Genomic DNA, 19,434 nt, shown 5'->3' on the forward strand with positions numbered 1-19,434 from the left:
CCGGTAACAGGTTAAAACTATAATAGGAGCGATTGATTATTCCTTAGATTTTAGGTAGGGGATACGATATTGTTCGTCAAATCTTTTCTTGTCATCCCGATAACTACTGACTGCGCCGAGTTTATACATCATTTTGATATAACACCAAGCGAGGTCAATCTGATAAGGCTTAAAACCACTCCGTGCACTCTTAGGATATAAATGATGGTTGTTGTGCCATTCACCCGCTACAATGCCGGGCCATAACTGATTTATCGATTTGTCTTTCTCATTGAAATCAATACCTTCACGTTGCTTGTCTTCACCTTTTGCATGGCCTTCATAGTTGAATGTCCGTACACCGATTGCCCAGAAACCGGCCGCACCAAAGAGTGTACAGGCAAGCGCGTGGCCACCGATCAAATAGAAAATGGCATACCAAAAAGCCCAGTTTAGTATCCAGGATCCGATAGCATGGGAAGGATTTACGTACGACCCCCATTTTCGATATTGTGCATAACTATTGGCGGTTACACCTGTATGTCGCATCAGTAATTTAACACGGTTATATGAATTTTCCGTAAGGTCCTTAGCAATAGGCTGATGATTTACATCGGCTAAAAAACAGTATAGAAAGCCAGCTTGTGCATTATAAGGGTCACCAGGGGTGTCAGATTTTGCGTGATGAACATGATGTGAAATCACATATATTTCTTCTGGAATTACATTAATAGTCAGATTCTGTGTGAAAAAACGCCAGAATCCGTTCCGGAATTTAAATGCGCCATGTGTTGCAAATCGATGGTGCCATATCGTACCATGAGTCCCCATAACGATCATACTGTAGACAAATGCTGCCAAGACAGTCCACCAACTGAAGTGGTACACCAAAAAGATGATAAAAAAGGGGATGAGGCAAGCTACTTTTAGCCAGCTAAAAAAGGGTAACCAATTTCTTTTATCTTTAAAAATATTGAGGCGTTTGAAGAATTCGCTGAAAATTTCTTTTTTGCTTGGCTTTACGAGGTTTCCATCGTTGTCTTTCCATCCGTAGGTAGGAACTTGCAGAACATGGTCTAAAAAGGGCATTTGTGGTTGATGTAAATTATAATATTTGCTAAAGCTACCATTTAACATCGTTAAAAAGTGTTAATACGAAAAGTTTAACATATCCTTAAGATGTATCAGGCTATTTGAAAAAATAAAATACTGTAAGGAAAGCGAATCCCATACGCGGTAAGTTTAACCTTATATAGTTTTCGATATTTACTCATACAATCGACGTTTTTTCCTCGGAGCTTAGTCGCTATTTATTCGCTCCCAACCGAAGAAGCACCGAAGAAGTTCCGAAGAAGTTCCGAACAAGCACCGAGTAATCTCCGAAGATGATAGCTATTCATGAGCTCCACAATTTCCATCATCCTGGTTGGTATTGAGTTCTAAATTTCTTCTAAATTGTTTTTGAATTTTATGAAATCATTAATAAAAAGAACATGAAAAGATTAATTTTTATTTTGGCTCTGATGGTAAGCGTATCATTGGTCAAAGCTCAAGAAGTCTCAGAAAAGAAAGTTCCATCAGTAATTAAGCTGGCGTTTCAACAGAAATACCCTAATGTAAAGTCTGTAAAATGGGAAAAAGAAAAGGGAAATTATGAAGCTGGATTTAAGGATGGAAAAATTAATTATTCCGTCCTTATAAATGCCGCAGGACATATTATTGAAACCGAGGTTGGAATTCCCGTCGGAGAGCTTCCTGCAGACGCTAAAGCTTATGTAATCAAAAACTATCCACATAAAAATATCAAAGAAGCAGCCAAAATTACTGATGCTAGAAATAATGCTAGCTATGAGGCTGAAGTCGATGGTAGGGACTTAATTTTTGATGATAAGGGTAAATTTATAAAGGAGGTTAGGGATTAGATTATGGTTCAATTACGGTTATTTTTTATTTTTATTTTAGTTATAGTTTCTTCGGTTGTTTCGGCACAGGTATCGTCTGTTACCCTTTCAGGTATTATAAAAAATAAGGCGGATAAATTGGCTATTCAATATGTTAATGTTGTGGTCAAATCTGATAAAGACGGCGCTTTTATCGCCGGAACGATGACAAACGATGAAGGCCGGTTTACCATTTCCAAAATTAAGCCAGGAAATTACCAATTAAACATTTCATTTACAGGGTTTGAGGATAAGAAGCAATCCCTGTTTGTTGGTAGTCTTTCGGAGTTTTTGGATATCCCAACGATCGAGTTGGGCGAACGTTCCATCGCATTGGAAGGGGTTACCGTGACTGCTCAGGCAGGTCATGTAAGTAATAAACTGGATAAGAAAATCTATTCCGTTGCCGATAATATAAGTCAGACCGGCGGTTCTGTTTTGCAGACCATGCAAAATTTGCCCGGAATCACGGTTCAGGATGGCAAAGTTCAACTGAGAGGCAACCACAAAGTCACCGTGCTGATCGATGGAAAACAAACCGCCTTGACGGGCTTTGGTAACCAATCTGGGTTGGATAATATTCCGTCATCAGCGATAGATAAAATAGAGATCATCAATAATCCTTCTTCGAAGTATGATGCCAATGGGAATGCAGGTATTATTAATATTATTATGAAGAAAAGTAATCAAAATGGATTTAATGGTAAAGTCGGTTTCAGTTCCGGATTGGGCTCATTATGGATCCGGAAGGAAAATCTACCAACCATAAGACCACAATATACTTTAACACCTAAAATCAATCCAAGTGTATCATTAAATTACAGAAAAGATAAGGTCAATATTTTCATACAGGCCGATAATCTCTATACACAGACACTGAACAAGAATGAATTTGTAACTCGTAAATATGAAGATGGTACAATTATTAACTCACAGCTGAAACGAAATCGGAATACGAATTTTCTAACGACGAAAGCGGGGATAGATTGGCATATTGACGAACAGAATAATCTGACTATTTCGGGGATGTATGGTAGTGAGAAGATTATTGACCGGGGCGATCAACCTTTTTTCAATGCTGATATTTCAACACGCTTGCGTCTTTGGCAATTTTTGGAAGATGAATTGAAGACAACAGCCATGGCGACCACTTCTTATCAGCACAAATTTAAAGATGCCGGGCATTTGCTCAATGTTGGTTTTAATTATACATTTCATCGAGAAGACGAAAAGTACTTCTATGACAATTATCTACCTTCTTCGAAGGGAACAGACTCTTTTAAGCTACTATCTGACGAACAGGTTTATGATGTTAATGTAGATTATATCAAACCGCTGAAATATGGACGTATTGAAACCGGAATAAAGGTGAGAAACCGGAATATTCCAACTAATATGGAGTTTAAACCGGGCGCCAACTCTGTTCTTGATATGAATGCTGGCGGCTGGGCAAATTACAAAGAATTGATACCAGCAGTGTATGGGAATTATGTTTTCGAAAATGAAAAATGGGAGGCTGAATTAGGCTTGCGTCTAGAATATGTGAAAATTCAATACGATGTAAATCCAAATCATAACACCTATAAAAGCGATGGGTACAATTATACGCAACCCTTTCCCAATGTGAGATTGGCCTACAAACTTAACGACAATAACAAGCTTTCGGCTTTTTATAATCGGCGGGTGGACCGACCTAATGAAGTTGACATTCGTATTTTTCCAAAGTATGATGATGCTGAAATTATCAAGGTTGGAAATCCAGGCTTGCGTCCTCAGTTCACCAATTCTGTCGAACTGGGATATAAGAACACCTGGAGCAAGGGTTACTTTTACGCCGCAATGTATCACCGTTTCGCTGAGGGAACTATTACACGGATATCGAGTACTGTTCCGGACAGTAAATTAATTTATGCTGTATTCCAAAATGCAGGAAAGAGCTTCAATACGGGGATTGAAACAATCTTGAATCAAAAAGTATCTTCAATTTACTCCTTTAATATTAATGGTAATCTCTATCGAAACCAAATCAATGCCTTTACAGTAGAAAATCTTTATCCCGAACCCAATACTTTTTCAGCAGATCGGCAGGCTGCACTTTCAGGTAACTTGAAGTTTAACAATATGTTTCGTTTAGCAAGAGGATGGGATGGGCAGATTACTGCAATCTATTTGGCACCGGATATTATACCGCAGGGAAAAATCCAATCGAGGTTTTCAATAGATGCAGGACTAAAAAAATCCGTTCAAAAAGGAAAAGGCGAGCTTTTTTTTAATGCAACGGATTTATTAAATACGATGGTTATTAAGCGAAAAATAGATGGTATTGGTTTTAATTATACAAGCCATGATTATTACGAAACGCAGGTGCTGAGACTAGGATATAATTATAAATTTTAAAGAAGCAAGATTCTTTACATCTTCTCTTTAAGTCCCTGAGTGGAATAGAATTTGTGGAATGTTGAAAGGTAATGGTTAAAAGGGATAACCACAATCGTGAAAAAATCAGGATTGCATTGTTAGTGATTTGATAGGTTGTTGACTTACAGTGATATCAGTGTAGCTTTAAATAAATATAATTGCTAAATTTAAGTATCTTTCACAAACACATACTGATATGCACCATCGATTAGAAAAACATTATGTCAACCGGGTTGGGTGGCTTCGCGCTGCTGTGTTAGGTGCCAACGATGGCTTATTATCGACGACGAGTATTGTGATTGGAGTTGCAGCGGCAAGTCCTGAACGCAATACCATTGTCTTGGCAGCATTAGCAGGCATGATTGCGGGAGCAATGTCTATGGCAGCAGGAGAATATGTTTCCGTAAGCTCACAGGAAGATACCGAAAAGGCCGATCTCCTACGTGAGAAAAAGGAACTTGAAGAAATGCCTGAAATCGAGCTACAGGAGTTAGCCAAAGTTTATGAAAGAAGAGGCGTCAGTCAAGAAACCGCCTTACAGGTTGCACGTGAACTAACGGCTCATGATGCATTGGGCGCCCATGCACATGACGAATTGGGTATCAATGAGATTACACAAGCTAAACCTTTACAAGCTGCACTGGCATCTCTGGGCTCATTTGCGTTAGGAGCGCTACTTCCTTTTATGGTTTCATTGCTTGCACCAATTAGGCAGATGGTCTATCTGCAGTATGGTTTTACGATTATTTTTTTAATGGTTCTTGGAGCGATTGCGGCCAAGACTGGAGGCTCGAGTATCGGAGTTGCAGTAGGCAGAATATGTTTCTGGGGAACAATAGCAATGGGAGTGACCGCGTTAATAGGACATTTCTTCGGTGTTACGGTTGCTTAAATTTTTGAAAATAATACGCACTTCATAACTGAAGCTATGAAAAGGAAAGCATTTTCAATAATTCAGGATATCGGTTTCATCCTATTTCTTGTCGTATTTCCGCATGCTGTTCCATTACCTTTTTATTCCTATGCAGTGATTTGTTTTCTAGCAATTTTTCTTGTTTTAAGAAGAGAAGACAGGACATTGAGGGATTTGGGATTAGATAAGAAAAACCTTTCTTCGCGTGCTATTCTTTTAGGAATTCTCTCTGCATTAGCCTGGGTAATATTTATGCAGATAATATATATTCCAATTATCAAACATCTATTTAATGTTCCCGATTATACGGAGTATAATTTTATCAGGAGTAGTATAGCAAGATTGATCATGACAATTGTTGCAGCTTGGATTATTGGTGGATTTTATGAGGAAGTTGTATTTCGGGGCTATATCCAGAATATACTCGAAAAAAGATTGTTTAAAGGAATGGGACGTGGGTTGCCTATCGTGATAACCAGTATTCTTTTCGGCCTCTATCATCTGCAGCAAGATATATTTGCTGTTGTTGCTGCTTGTTTGGGAGGATTGTACTGGAGTATTTTATATAAAAAATGGAATAATAATCTTTGGGTTTCAATCATTTCACATGCGCTATTCGATATGATTACCCTTATCCTAATCTATACTGGGAAATTTGGAAATCTTATATAGATTTTGTCGTTTTTTGAGACTTGTTTCAAATGCTTTGTAAGCTCCGGCAAGAATCTGACGATAGAAAAACTCCCGATTAAAAATGGTAAAAATATTACCCTTATTTATTGATAGTGGACGAATATTAAGGAGATCAAAGCGATAATTATATTATGCGGGAGATTCCTTTGCTTTTAACTATTTTGGTGTATTAAATCAATTTTTTATAATTAGTATGAAAATCAATCTATCACAGCGTACACTTATTTTTTATGGTGTCTTGGCGCCCTTTATTATTTTCGGATCAATCTATAATCTTTTGGGAATTATCTCAGGTACAAGTACGGTTATATCTTTTGGGGCCTTCGCTCTCTTTGGATTTGTTCTTTTACCCGCCTTACTTGTTTCCACCTATCGGCAAAACCGCTGTACGTTATTCAGTGACCGGATAAGCATTGGAAAAAAAGAATATGTTTTCGATAGTTACGCAGTTTCTATTGTTGAAAAGTATCTACCGCTAAAGGAAAGGCCACTTTTTTCATTATTTAGAACACAATATGCTAATTTAATTATTCGGGAAAAATCAAGTGGACAAATCGTGCTCAATAAAGATTTAGATATTTCCTTGCAAGCAATAAATAAAATGAAGGCGTTTTTATCGGTGTAGATCAATAACTAAAGTGCCGTCTTGCTATTTTATTGAAGTTGATTGAGAAGAAATTCGAAAGTATACTGCGGAGTGTAATCAAGTAATTGCATTGCTTTATCACTTCGGTAGACTCTATCTATCGATGTTGGAAAACTCCAGCCTCTCTGTCGGTATATTTCAACGGCATTTGGGATACGCTTAGCGATGATATGGGAAGGGTTAGATTTTAGTTCAATTAAATCCTCAATTTCAAAAGGCGAACCGCTAGAAACATTAAAAATCTGAAACGACGTAAAGTTGGTCTCAACACCTAGTCTAAGAGCCTCAGCTCCATCTCTTTCATCCAATCCCCGATACAAACGATGATTTAGCATAAGGTTATCGGGTTCTGGAAGAAATCGGCCAACGCGATAGACACTGGTCATTAGCTGTTCTTTTTCTAAAAAGTCTCTACAGAGCTCTTCACAAGCCTGTTTGGTAATATCATAAATATCACGTGGTTGGGCTATAAGTTCCTCTGTAACCCACACCGCTTTTTCCGCATCAACAAGTGCATTGCCGTATATCGAGGTTGTAGAGGTAAAAAGAAAACGCTTTATTCCGTTCTTTACACAGGCATTTAACAGATTTAATGTTCCTGTTATATTGGTATCTATAAAACTTTGTCGGCTATAATTCAAATCCATATGTCTACCATGCAGCGCTGCAGTATGGATAATGGCTTCATAACCACTTGTGAATTCAATAACTGCCTCAGTTCGCTGTACATCTAAAAAATGATCAGTGGTATCGCTTTCTAATAAATCAACTCCTGTAACATCGTGTCCAGCAAGACGTAGATTCCGAACTGTTACACTTCCTAATTTTCCCGAAGATCCTGTTACCAATACGCGCATGTATACAAAAATAAAGGAAAATTTAAGACATAGGTATTTATATACAATTTTTTTATGCGGTATTGGTATGAGGTAATAAGGCCGCTCGAAGCGGTAAAGATAGTCATACGGAAATTGTACATGACAGAGACATTGATAAAAAAAATGATACAAATTGTACAGCAATTGATACGCCCTGTCAATAAATACAAACGCGTATGTAGTATCTTTCAAATGGATATTTATAAACTAATTATAAAGCTTTGGCTAGGCGGCTAGTTATGCCTACGCTGGTGTAAAGGGAAAAACTAGAAACAAGTCTATCCTGACGGTTTCGGATAATCAAAATAAATCAACCATGAAAAGAAGAACGTTTATTCAGGCCCTGAATTTTGGCATTGCCACAGCTACGTTGTATAAAGGTTACGCAAATGAAATTTTATTTTCCTCTGATGCTGAACCAGAAAACAAGGTACTGTCCTATCACAAGATAAAAGATATCAGATTTTCTACCGTAAAGATGAATTATCCGAGGCTTGTGGGGAAAAATGCCCGTCTCGACCTACATGGTTATGGACCTGATGTGGAAATATGTGTTATAAGGACAGATCAGGGAGCAATGGGCTGGGCCTCACTCCGTGGCTCAAGACGTGAAGCTGAACAAATTTCGGGAGAATTGATAGGCAAGAAAATGTCAGATCTTTTCTCTCCCAAAGTCGGTACACTGCTGCATACACATATTCCCTTTGATATGGCTCTTCACGATCTCGCAGGAGTCATTTTAAATAAACCTGTTTATGAAATACTTGGTCGAAAAGATCCGTTCATAACAGATTATTATAGTGGTATGATCTATTTCGATGACTTAGAGCCAGCGGATAGGCCATTAGGAATTGACCGTATTCTAGAGGAATGCCAATATGATTATGGAGTGGGTTACAGGCAATTCAAGTTAAAAATTGGAAGGGGACATAAATGGATGCCTTTTTCCAAAGGACTTCAACGGGATATTGAGGTTACAAAAGCAGTGGCAGACGCATTTCCCGACTGTAGAATTTTAGTTGATGGAAATAACGGTTTTACATCAGACCAATTTATTCAGTATTTAAAGGGTATCTCAATGGTAAATCTCTTTTGGATAGAAGAACCTTTTCATGAAACGGTGATGGATTATCAAAAGCTTAGCGGCTTTTTAAAATCGGAAGGCATAAATACTTTGCTGGCGGATGGCGAAGCAGATCCTGATCAGAACTTGCTGAGAACCTTATTTGAAAAGAAACTGCTGGATGTTCACCTTACGGATATTGAAGGCCTTGGATTTACGAATTGGAGGAACTTAATGCCAAAGTTAATACAACTCGGAGCACGAGCATCTCCACATGCCTGGGGATCACTTCTCAAGAGCTTCTATACAGCGCATTTAGCCGGAGGGCTCGGAAATACCGTAACCATTGAAGGGGTTACAAGTACATCTGATGATGTGGATTTGTCGGGATATCTCGTCAAAGATGGGAAACTTATTCCTTCCTCATCTGCAGGGTTCGGTATGCCATTGCTAAAAAAGATTTGAAAGAAAGAAGCTTTGAATTATTTTTCAAACCTTTCAAAGTTTTGCAACGTTCATAGAGGAGCAAACAATGGAATTTCTTAACCTTAAAAAATTGACTAACCCGTGAAATTAAATGTGCTGAAGCATTATTCACAGCGATAAAGTATTGTTTAAGGCTATGAAATACTTTTTAAAATTCCTTTAACTTTTTGTTGATCAAAATTTATTTCAAATGTCTAATAAAACTGTACCCCAGAAGATAAATGACCATCTTGCGAATGAACGAACTTTCCTTGCTTGGATCCGGACAAGCCTGGGCATTATGGGCTTCGGTTTTGTGGTTGTTAAGTTTTCATTATTTATTCGTCAGATTGAGCTCATTTTAAAAAAAGATGTAGTTGCAGGATCCCAACATGAACATTCTGGTGCTGTTGGTGTTTCTATTGTGGTTATTGGTGCGTTGACGGTTATTGTCGCCTTTTTTAAATATCGTAAAACAAACAAACAAATTGAAGAGGAGAACTTCGCTCAAACTTCAAATAGCATTACAATTGTGGCCATATTGATTTTTGTTATAGGTATTATTTTGAGTTGGTATCTTGTCGACGGTCTTTAAGGAGATGCATTAGATCTAGTTAGCCTGGAATGATTATTCAGGCTAACTAGATCTCAATTGTCGTGCATTGGCTATTTATAATACCGGCAAAATATATTATTGCTGTGTACACTGTACCACAGTGATTTGATTTGTTGTACCACGTTTTTCTAAAAACTCTCGTAGGGCGATCATCAGAAAGGCGAGAAAACCAAAACCCATCGTAAGCCAGGGCGAAAACTCCACACCTTTCGAAACGATAATCCAGCCACCTACGGTAGTTCCCAAGGTTACCCCGAGATTGCCAAATGAAGTCGCTAGACTATTGGCAAATTCTAGCGCCTCGGGAGCGGAAGAAATCATATAGGTAGATGCGTTTAAGAAGCTAGGAGAATAAAGAAATCCCCATAAGGCAATCGTACAGACCGTAGCGAACATATTGCCATCTGAAAAATACAGTAATAAAGGAATAATAAGTGTACCTGATAAGAAAAATGCTGTGGTAAACGTAATATTTCGGTTGAGCATTTTCCCTGCCACCCAGTTTGCGATGACTCCAATAATACCAAATACAAATAGCATATAACTAACCATGGTACTGTCCATATTCTTTGCTTTGTTTAAATATTCGGCGAAATAACTATAGGTAGAAAACCAAGCGGATACCATAAAGAAATTCATTGCGGTACTGACCATAAAAATGGGTTTGGTTAATATTTTCATCTGACTGCCGTAGGATTTTTTTTCTTTTACAGGCAAAGGAGGAATGGTAAAATAGATCGCCAGTAGTGCAATTATACTGACAATGGCCTGTATCGTGAAAGAATATGTCCAGGAATAGAGACTGGCAATGTAGGTGGCGAAGGGGACTGTTGTCACCATGGCGATTGCAACACCACTAAAAACAATGCTCATAAGCTCATTTTCATTTTTCTTCCCCCCTTTTAAAATGGCGACAGACAATGCTGTCGCAATATAAACAGGTTGGAGAAAGGCGGGAAGAATTCTTACAGTAAGTAATAACCAGAAAGGAGGGGATAATGAAGAGACAATCGCCGTGATTAAGAAAATAGCGATGGCAGTTAACATGACTTTCTTGCGGTCGAATCCCGAAGCCAGCAATGTCATAAATGGCCCAGTTATGGCAATGATCAAGGCAAAAGCACTTAATAAATAACCTGCTTTGTCGATACTGATATGATAATGATCGGCTATTTGGGGCAAGATGCCAATAATGCCAAACTCGGTTGTGATTACTGCGAGAAAACCCAAAGCTCCGATGTATGCGTATTTTTTCATAAATAAAAACCTATTGTACATGATTAATTATACGAGCAAATGTAAAGGCAAATACTTGCTTCTGGGTGTAAAGCGGCTATTTGTGTGTTACTAACAAATTTGTAAGTAATGGTAAAAGAAAAGTTGTTGCTGAATAATTGATCTCCGCCTGACATTGATAAGTTGTGTGTTGTCAAAAGTTCTTTTATATTCACTTTAGATTTATTTTAAGGTTGAATACAGGTAAGGAATACGAAATAAAAAACTAATGGAACAGCATATATTAATTGTGGGCCTGGGGGGAGTGGGCGGCTATTTTGGTGGTATGTTAGCGCGCAAGTATGAAAACACTGATATTCATGTCAATTTTTTGGCGCGAGGTAACCATCTTGAGGAGATTAACCAACATGGTTTAAAGCTGTTATTAGAAAAGGGAAGTTTTACAGCGAAGCCCTATCAGGCTTCCAGTGAGGCTGAAAACTTCACAAAAATGGATTACATTTTTCTTTGTACTAAATCTTATGATCTAGAAGATACTATGGCCTTATTAGGACCGTGTGTGAGCGCAGATACAGTATTCATACCCTTGCAGAATGGAGTAGACAGCAAAGAACGTATCAACAGATATTATCCGAATAATTTGGTTGTGGATGGTTGCGCCTATATTGTATCCCGTTTAAAGGCTGCTGGAGTAATTGAAGTGACAGGGAAATGGGGTACAATGAGTTTCGGATTGAATGGAGAACATGATGAAAGACTGGATAGGTTATATCATCTTGTTCAACAGGCTGATATCCATGTGAATTATTCCGATGAAATTGAGAAAATAATATGGGATAAATTTATTTTTATTTCCGCTATGGCCACAGCTACTTCTTATTTTGATTGTTCTATTGGTCAGATAATGGAAGATCCAAAGAAGAAAGATGCGGTTGTTAAACTTATTCAGGAGGTTGCAGCATTAGCTCAGGAAAAAGGAGTTGTTATTGCTGATCATATTGTACATATGACCTTGGACAAAATGGAACAAATGCCTTACGATGCGACTTCATCCATGCATACGGACTATCTTAATAAACGACCGAAAACAGAGTTGGCATCTTTGACAGCTTACGTTATTCGTGAATCTAAAAAGTATAATCTCGAGACACCTGAATATCAACGCATGTTTGATGTATTGCGCCTAAAATCTGACTAGCTGTATTAAAATAGTTTGCGAGTTGGAAATTTTAATCGATAAGTTCCTCTGGACAAACTTTTTTTGAATACAAAAAGTAGGTTTAGCTGTCAAAAGAAAGCTGATTAGATTTTATTTCCTGTAAGGCCGCTGAATTTATTGCCTCGATTGTCTTTATAAGAATCACCGTCCTTCTTAAAACTATTTGCATCTACTCCTTCAAGCAGCTGTTTTTGATAAAAGACATTTTTTGCATCTTTTCCGAAATCGTGACCTAAAGGTATAAACGTTTTAATATCGGCATCTGGAATTATTTCCTGATTATAATACACATTATTCTTGTCTTTTGAATAGGAGTTGCTTCCATACACATCATTCTTTTTATCAATCGGGAATAATTCAAAGGAAGGAGCATCTACCTGTTCATATCTGAAGTTTTTCCCCCTGAATAGGATCGTTTTGTTGTCAATACTAATATGATCCTGATCAAGTACACGAATTTTATCAATTGTCTTAAAGGACCTCGTTATGACATCTGATCCCTGCTGAAATGGTGGGTAGTAAATTGTATTGCCAATTCTTATGTAATATTTGTTTATGGCTTCAATGTTTCCGGCGTTAGCAACAACTGCTTTAAAGGTACCTATATTCGGAGAGACATAAATTGAATCTTTATCCATTAAAAAATAGTCATTGACGAACGAAAAGGTTTTCCGATCTGTCTTTATCATGTCATTACTGTAGAAGTAATGGTCCTTGTCGCGTGCCCAGTTTATATGATCCTTTACGAGCTCATATGTTTTTGGATCTGCTCCCTGGATGATATTAAAGCCTAGGGCCTGATCGATATAATAGACATGAAAACGATCTTTTGGAATCTGATTGTCGACATAAAAGGAATTCTTGTCCACAAGTTTTTGAATCGTGCCACGAAAATATACCGCATTTTTGTCTTTAGCAATATCTTCTGACAAAACCTCAAACGATTTTGCATCAGCCTGCATTTGTGAAATGCCCAAACTAAACCAATTTCCATTCTGACAATAAGCTATCTGCCCTTTTGAATCGATGAAGTAGGAACCGGATTTTTGTTTATCAACAGGTTTGCCAATATTTCGACAAGAAATAAAAAAGCAAAGTAAAATACAAGCTAGAAAAAAAGTATATTTTTTCATTTTTGCATTGCATATAATCCTAGATTTATTATTTATCATACCCATCTATATAAATTTACAAGGACAAAATTAAAAAACCGAATTTTCAGTTTTCCGTTCCCTTATTAAGGCAATTGCATAAAACTGGCACCAATGACTTTTAGTGTGTTGTCAATGCGTTTCCATACCCTAAAATATTTAAATTTTCCTTCTAATGGTGCTCCCATTACCTTGCCTTTTGCCGTCATCGTAGTAACGGAAAGCGCGGTATCCCCAATTATTCTGATCTCATCAATTTCTGTTGAAGCATTTTCAATAATCATAGCCTTTGATCGGTGTGCATTTAGATCCATTTCTTTGGTTAACATTTGACCATCAGGTGCTACAGCAACTAGGTCGTCATATAGGAGGAGATCAAGACCGTCTACATTACTGGCTAGCTGCGCCAAGAAAAGTTGGTTCTCTGCTTCTGCAATTTCTTTTTTCGTGATTTTATCCATATCCCTATCAGATTGTTAATTTTTTTTTGTGCTTATTACTTTAAAAATAGTAAATCATTGTCGTTCTGTTTCGGTTTTAATTTTTTTGAGACATCTGCTAGCAGAACAGTAAATTTAATTACCGTAAAAAAATCGAGCTAGTTCACGACTATTTCTTCTGATTTACTATTTCTTTTTGCTAAAAAAGCTTTTGAATCACACTATTTTTACTAGTCCTCACGCTATCAAAAAAGAAACAACATCCTGATAATAGGCGCAATATGACAGGAACAGGTACGAGCTCTAGTCGAATGATTTTAGAGGATATAGTTGTAGTTGTTTAGCTACAAGAGTGATTGGTTATGGCATTATTTCTGTCTTCGAAATTTTGAGAAAATGGGAGAGTGCTATTGAAGTAAGGACCGAAAATATTTTAATTAATGATGTTCTTGTACAGCGCGTGTTATGTTGCAATTGATTGTTTTATATTCTGAGTTACGAATTTGCAGCATGTTGTAGTCGATTTGTTGTCGTTCTGGTATGTTTTTGTGGTCAAATTGAAGCCTTTTAACCCTTGATTAAGTTTTGAATTTTTGGCTTATTTGTTAGAGAAAGATTTCAGCCATAAATCAACCGCCAATGAAAGGTGCCTACCGAAAAGTAACACGATATACATACTCAATTTGTTGTTGTACACCATTTATCGGTCGTTTACATAGATCAAAAGCTGTTTATGCAAATCTTATTTGAAATCAAGAAACTTAATAATGAAAGGTCTTATCATGGTAAAGGGTTTATTTTTTAATCAAAAAATTTCTAGAGATATTACAAGGTCTGGATATATTCCAGTATATGCCATAAAGATGAAAAAAAAGCTCTTTTATTCGTTGGAAAGAACATATTTAGGTAAAGCATATGTTACGCCGTTATTGCATGTGACTTATCAATGGAGAACGAAAGGATTGTTAGGGAGCGGGACTAAGGATATTCAATTAAGTCAAAATGGACAGGGAACGGAAATTGTTGAAGTGTTGAACACAATTGAGAGAGATCTTAAACATCGACAATATCATAGTATATTTTGGGGAAGTATGAGTGTCATCTTATTTCTTATGATTCTTACGTTAAGTTTTTTCTTCAGAATAAAACATAAAGCGCAGACAGATGAATGTATAAAACTAAGAATGCGGAATGAAGATTTAGAAAACCGTCTGAATGGTGAACTCGACTATCAAAAAGATGATCGGATGAAATTGCTTTCTCAAATACAAGTACTACAATCACAGAATGAACAGATGCAAAAGGCAGCTCTATTTGATGCATTACAGATCGAACGTAAAAATAAACTACTTGATCATTTGAAGGTCGTACTTGTAGAAACAGAAGGCAATGAAAATGCGGGGGTATTTGAACGGATGATAAAAGATGAACTGCGATTTGATGAAGTGACGGGACAACCTATTCGCGAATTTCAAGCCATCAACCCTGATTTTTTTCTAAAACTAAGACTGTTGTCTGAAAACAAGATCACTGCACTCGAATTAAAGCATTGCGCATATATGTACCTCCAGCACAGTACACTTGATATTGCGACTGCATTTCATATTGAACCCAAAAGTGTTCGTGTGACGAAGTATCGAATAAAGCAAAAGTTGAAATTAGAAAAAGAAGTGGATCTCGAGGCCTATTTACAAAGTCTGGTTTAGACCAAGATGATACGCAGCCATCCATTTTTTAGCGTACATTTTTTATTGCTTTCCGCTAGCGCTAACATGTTGTTTGTTTGGGTTAATTTGCTTGATTTTATGTTTCTGTATTTTTCCTTTTCTGTTTATTTGTCTGTTTTTTAGGGTTTTATTTTATTGTTTTGGACTTGGTTCGTGTCGAATTACATCGAGTTTTGTTGTTGTTATCTGTTTGGTTGTTAGGTTTTTATGTTTTGTGTGGTCAAATTGTAGTCATGTTTGTGGTCAAAATGTAATCTTTGTTTTTAAATATTTTTCTTTTTCATATATAAGTTTGCGTAAATATTATTGGTAATGTTGTTTAGGTCATTTTTAGGCTTAATTCAATTAAGTATCGATGTAATTAAACCAAATTTTAAAAAAATGAAAAAAGAAAAGAAAACCTACGAAGCACCTACTATGGAGGTGCAAACAATTGAGCTGGAACAAGGGATTGCTGCCGGTTCGGGCGGTACAGGAAGTCCAAATCCTGGTGTTGGCGATTGGGGAAATGGTTCTGGAGGCGAAGGTAACGGCGATTTATAAACTAACATCTATTTATTTAAATTAACAATTTTATGAAAATATCACGTTTAAAGCGTTTAAGTTGGACCGTTACATCTATTGCCCTATTGTTGGGAAGTACGGTTACATTCTCTGGGTGTTCTAAGGAAGATGGTCGTATTGATCAGACTGAAGAAGGAACAAAACTGGATGGAACGAAGCTGGTTCTCAAAGTATCGGGTATAGATGAGACGCAGCAGACAGCATCTGTCAAAGGTAAAGCCAGTACAAATTCGACCAGTTTGAATGGTCCAAAACTATTGGAGTTTCCAGAATTTGATGCATTGATTGAAATTGATAATAATGTTCCATTTAAGGCGGCCCAGTTTACCACTAAGGCTGCAGCAACATCTGCACATGGGGCACGTGCCGCCGCGATGGACAATGGCATTACTTATCGTTTATTCTTGTTTTCACAAGACGGCAGCCAACTGGTATCTTCTACGCAATTTACAACAGGCAGCCAAGGAGCAATTGATGTGACGCAGGGCCAAACCTACAAATGGGTAGCTTTATCTTACAATAATGGTGAAGATATCCCTAACATCAATACGGGCAATACAACGATTGCGCTTCCAGCTGGAAAAGATGTGTTGTATGCAACGGGTGAGGTTGCTGTGCCCACGGGAGGACCAAATGTAAATGTTCCGATCAACATTCTATTTAAACATAAATTTGCCCGTTTGGCGGTAGAACTGAACTCGATGGGGATGTTCGCTAATATGACCGGCGCTAAGGTAGAGATCGCAGGAATAAAAACTGCCACAATTGATGTTGGTAACGGTACACTTTCTAACCTAATTTCTGCTGATCAAGAAATAGCCTTTTCAAGTTTTGCGGATATTGCCCCGTCTTACCAAGATGCAAAAATCGCTTATGTGTATACTGCAGACCCTGCAGCGGTATCTGGTGGGATAAAAGTAAATGTCTCAAATTTGGCATTGAAAATAGATGATAATTCAACGCGCCAATTCTCATCGACTCCAGCGAATTTTACTTTCAACATTACACCGGTATTAGGAAACAGCCATCGTCTATTGGTCAATTTGTTAGAATCACCTTTAACTGTGGACGGAGTAAGATGGGCGAGACAGAATATTTACTATCAGGCAGGGCATAATCCATATCGTTTTCACCATACCTATGCACATTCAAATGCCAGAAATACTTACTTTTCATTCAAAGGGCTGGTGCCTGATCGATTTGGCGTCAATAGTGATCCTTGTAACGAAGTTTATCCTAAAGGTGTGTGGCGCCAAGCTAGTGAAAGTGATTTTCGGAAGCTGACCGGCTTTTTGGGAATCGGTGGTCAGAGTCCGACATACGGCACAAGTAACGGTAGAGGTTATTTTGAATATAACGCAAGTGGAACAGCCGCACCATATCCAAATAACAAACTTCACTTCAACTTCAATGGGGGTAGTACCTCTTTCGCTGTGGTGAATGGTCTTGTACAGATCAACCTGGGCAATTTCGGAACTCGTGCGGAAATCTGGACCGGTTCCTCGGGTATTAAAATTGGAGGACTACTTGGTTTGGGTGCGTGGTATTACCACGGTGAAAAAGGACTCTTCGGGAACAATAGTGCGGATCTGACAGCAAATCTACTCAACATATCTGTCATTGGCATAGACTTGATCGAGACACAAATGAAAAATGTGCGTTGTGTAAGAAATTAACATCGCGTTCTTATGATGATTAATGAGCTATTTAATTAGAATTTTGGATTTCGTTTAAATAGCGATAAAAGCGACCTGTTTTACAGGTTGCTTTTTATAATCATAGTGACCAGTTATGTTCCTATAACGTTAATTAAAAAAGCGAGATTGTGTTAGTTCTTTGTGTTTGAAATTTATGAATTTTCAATCTTCAACTGACCTTAACGCGATATGAGCTTTCTGAAAAGCCAGTTATAAAAACCAATTTAATGAACGAAAATAATAAAGTTAGACCCCGATTTACAAAAGAAGTGAAGACGGATGTGATCAACGCAATTGTTAATGGCGAGTTGTGGCTTGAAGAAGCCATGGCGAAATATAATGTACAGGATAGGAGGACAGTAATCATCTGGCTAAGGAAATATTTGCGCGATAGGTGTAAACTTGCTTAATTCTTTATTATGTCAAATACCGAATAGGGAGTGGATTGCATATTTAACAATTTGATAATACCTGATTCTTAACTTCGCGAAACAGCTTAGTCAGATTAAGGACGTGAATTATATTATTATTGTAGGGGCCACCCAGGCTTTATTGGCATTGGGTGTTTTATTAAAGAATAAAAAAAATAATGGACAGCATGATAATATTCTTTCTTATTTATTGGCCTCCATATTTTTGCATTTGGCAATCAGTTTTGCTCTGAATGTTTTTTGGCCCCATTCAAAAATCCACCAACAGTTTAATACATTTATTGCTTTAGCCTATCCAGGGTTACTATGGTGTTATATGCGCTATCTCGAACATCGCGGGAAACCCATTGATATTCTCCTGGCTATGCTTCCGTCGATATGTGCTTCAATTGGTTATTTTTGGATTGCTGCTTATGTAATTAACAGTGCTGGGGAGCTACCGCCATTTATAAAAAAATACAATTCAATGTCAGGTTATGCTTATACGGTATTATATATTGCTTATCCTTTAAAGATTTTGGCTCAGATAAAGTCAATATCGGTGTTCTGGAAATTGGAAAAAGGTATGGTTAGGTTAGCTGCGTTTTTGTTCTTACTAATAGGTCTTGCATTTCTTATCATCACGATTTGGACTCAGCTGTTCGATATTACCGCTTATTTTTCTTTTATCCATTTGTGGCTTCGCGTCTTTATCTATTCGATATTGGCGATTATCTGTATCTCGATTATTTATGTAAAAATAAGCTCTTTCCTCTATGTCCATGTTTATCAGCCGGAAAAACCTAAGGAACAGCTATCTGTCAATGAAGAGGAAGAACTGATCCTCGTCGAAAGTAAAAAACAGCACTCTTTTCCTGTGGAAGAAAATGAAAAGAATAGCAGCTTGGACTACGCCGGTATTTTGGCTAAGGTAGAGTATTTGATGTCCAATCATAAAGTTTTTTTGGATCCCGATCTGACATTGGAAAGTCTGGCAGCAAAAGCGGATGTATCGCGCCATCACCTTTCAGAAACATTAAATCAATACAAAGAAAAGTCTTTTTATCAGTATATCAATGAGTATAGGATTAAGGAGGTGGTGATGCTGATGGATAAGTGCAGAAAAAAAGGCGAAAGTATTAATATTCTCTCATTGGCATTTCAGGCCGGCTTCCATTCCAAATCTTCATTTAATCAATATTTTAAAAGAGTCCAAGGTTGCACTCCATCAGCCTATCTCAAGGGCGCAGCGCATTTGAATCTACTGAAGGCCTAATGGCTTACTGGAGCATCTCCGAGTAACGGTATACTTTTCGCTATGAATTGGCAAAGGCGTATTTCTGCGTCGTTAGCCAGGTGCCAATTTATCGATAACCTAA

18 protein-coding genes are annotated in these 19,434 nt (G+C 37.5%); 13 read left to right on the forward strand and 5 right to left on the reverse strand.

Annotated elements, in window-relative coordinates; translation table 11 throughout:
- Window positions 1-36: 36 nt before the first annotated feature.
- Window positions 37-1,116: a fatty acid desaturase gene (locus B4N43_RS14620; RefSeq protein ID WP_232475586.1), complete on the reverse strand. Its 1,080-nt coding sequence runs from the start codon at window positions 1,114-1,116 to the stop codon at window positions 37-39.
- A gap of 356 nt (window positions 1,117-1,472) precedes the next feature.
- On the opposite strand from B4N43_RS14620, the gene B4N43_RS14625 reads away from it, so the two are divergent.
- The 5 genes from B4N43_RS14625 (at window position 1,473) to B4N43_RS14645 (ending at window position 6,568) form a co-directional block, all read left to right on the forward strand.
- On the forward strand, window positions 1,473-1,901 hold the full coding sequence (locus B4N43_RS14625; RefSeq protein WP_286735428.1) for a PepSY-like domain-containing protein: 429 nt from the start codon (window positions 1,473-1,475) through the stop codon (window positions 1,899-1,901).
- A 3-nt stretch (window positions 1,902-1,904) separates the two neighbouring features.
- The gene (locus B4N43_RS14630; protein WP_286735429.1) at window positions 1,905-4,316 is read left to right on the forward strand and encodes an outer membrane beta-barrel family protein; all 2,412 of its coding nucleotides are present in this window, start codon (window positions 1,905-1,907) and stop codon (window positions 4,314-4,316) included.
- 217 nt (window positions 4,317-4,533) lie between these two features.
- The gene (locus B4N43_RS14635) at window positions 4,534-5,229 is read left to right on the forward strand and encodes a VIT1/CCC1 transporter family protein (RefSeq protein ID WP_286735430.1); all 696 of its coding nucleotides are present in this window, start codon (window positions 4,534-4,536) and stop codon (window positions 5,227-5,229) included.
- 36 nt (window positions 5,230-5,265) lie between these two features.
- Entirely contained in the window at window positions 5,266-5,922 is a 657-nt protein-coding gene (locus B4N43_RS14640) for a CPBP family intramembrane glutamic endopeptidase (protein WP_286735431.1), read from the forward strand.
- A 214-nt stretch (window positions 5,923-6,136) separates the two neighbouring features.
- Window positions 6,137-6,568, forward strand: coding sequence for a hypothetical protein (locus B4N43_RS14645; RefSeq protein WP_145330502.1), 432 nt, complete (start codon window positions 6,137-6,139; stop codon window positions 6,566-6,568).
- A gap of 29 nt (window positions 6,569-6,597) precedes the next feature.
- Here B4N43_RS14645 and B4N43_RS14650 read toward each other — a convergent pair whose 3' ends face one another.
- Complete coding sequence (locus B4N43_RS14650) at window positions 6,598-7,446, reverse strand: NAD-dependent epimerase/dehydratase family protein (RefSeq protein ID WP_286735432.1); 849 nt, start codon at window positions 7,444-7,446, stop codon at window positions 6,598-6,600.
- 337 nt (window positions 7,447-7,783) lie between these two features.
- Between B4N43_RS14650 and B4N43_RS14655 the strand changes: the two genes are divergently transcribed.
- Together B4N43_RS14655 and B4N43_RS14660 are read left to right on the forward strand one after the other, a co-directional pair.
- The gene (locus B4N43_RS14655) at window positions 7,784-8,995 is read left to right on the forward strand and encodes an enolase C-terminal domain-like protein (protein WP_286735433.1); all 1,212 of its coding nucleotides are present in this window, start codon (window positions 7,784-7,786) and stop codon (window positions 8,993-8,995) included.
- Between the two features lie 211 nt (window positions 8,996-9,206).
- Window positions 9,207-9,590, forward strand: coding sequence for a YidH family protein (locus tag B4N43_RS14660; protein ID WP_088162489.1), 384 nt, complete (start codon window positions 9,207-9,209; stop codon window positions 9,588-9,590).
- A gap of 96 nt (window positions 9,591-9,686) precedes the next feature.
- On the opposite strand, the gene B4N43_RS14665 is transcribed toward B4N43_RS14660, so the two are convergent.
- The gene (locus tag B4N43_RS14665; RefSeq protein WP_286735434.1) at window positions 9,687-10,868 is read right to left on the reverse strand and encodes an MFS transporter; all 1,182 of its coding nucleotides are present in this window, start codon (window positions 10,866-10,868) and stop codon (window positions 9,687-9,689) included.
- A 247-nt stretch (window positions 10,869-11,115) separates the two neighbouring features.
- On the opposite strand from B4N43_RS14665, the gene B4N43_RS14670 reads away from it, so the two are divergent.
- Window positions 11,116-12,045, forward strand: coding sequence for a ketopantoate reductase family protein (locus B4N43_RS14670; protein ID WP_286735435.1), 930 nt, complete (start codon window positions 11,116-11,118; stop codon window positions 12,043-12,045).
- A gap of 104 nt (window positions 12,046-12,149) precedes the next feature.
- Here B4N43_RS14670 and B4N43_RS14675 read toward each other — a convergent pair whose 3' ends face one another.
- On the reverse strand, window positions 12,150-13,244 hold the full coding sequence (locus B4N43_RS14675; protein WP_376749016.1) for a DKNYY domain-containing protein: 1,095 nt from the start codon (window positions 13,242-13,244) through the stop codon (window positions 12,150-12,152).
- A 59-nt stretch (window positions 13,245-13,303) separates the two neighbouring features.
- Entirely contained in the window at window positions 13,304-13,678 is a 375-nt protein-coding gene (locus B4N43_RS14680) for a nuclear transport factor 2 family protein (protein WP_286735437.1), read from the reverse strand.
- Window positions 13,679-14,520: 842 nt separating this feature from the next.
- On the opposite strand from B4N43_RS14680, the gene B4N43_RS14685 reads away from it, so the two are divergent.
- The 5 genes from B4N43_RS14685 to B4N43_RS14705 all read left to right on the forward strand — a co-directional run bounded on the left by B4N43_RS14685 (window position 14,521) and on the right by B4N43_RS14705 (window position 19,331).
- A complete protein-coding gene (locus tag B4N43_RS14685; RefSeq protein ID WP_159728223.1) occupies window positions 14,521-15,363 on the forward strand; it encodes a helix-turn-helix transcriptional regulator in 843 nt (280 codons plus the stop codon).
- Window positions 15,364-15,696: 333 nt separating this feature from the next.
- Window positions 15,697-15,927, forward strand: a complete 231-nt coding sequence (locus B4N43_RS14690) for a hypothetical protein (protein ID WP_286735438.1) — start codon at window positions 15,697-15,699, stop codon at window positions 15,925-15,927.
- Window positions 15,928-15,959: 32 nt separating this feature from the next.
- Complete coding sequence (locus tag B4N43_RS14695; protein ID WP_286735439.1) at window positions 15,960-17,624, forward strand: hypothetical protein; 1,665 nt, start codon at window positions 15,960-15,962, stop codon at window positions 17,622-17,624.
- Between the two features lie 248 nt (window positions 17,625-17,872).
- On the forward strand, window positions 17,873-18,055 hold the full coding sequence (locus B4N43_RS14700) for a hypothetical protein (RefSeq protein ID WP_120336403.1): 183 nt from the start codon (window positions 17,873-17,875) through the stop codon (window positions 18,053-18,055).
- A 103-nt stretch (window positions 18,056-18,158) separates the two neighbouring features.
- Entirely contained in the window at window positions 18,159-19,331 is a 1,173-nt protein-coding gene (locus B4N43_RS14705) for a helix-turn-helix domain-containing protein (RefSeq protein WP_286735440.1), read from the forward strand.
- The last annotated feature ends 103 nt before the right edge of the window (window positions 19,332-19,434 follow it).

The organism is Sphingobacterium sp. UBA1897, from assembly GCF_002337775.1.
GTDB classification, from domain to species: Bacteria; Bacteroidota; Bacteroidia; order Sphingobacteriales; family Sphingobacteriaceae; genus Sphingobacterium; species Sphingobacterium siyangense.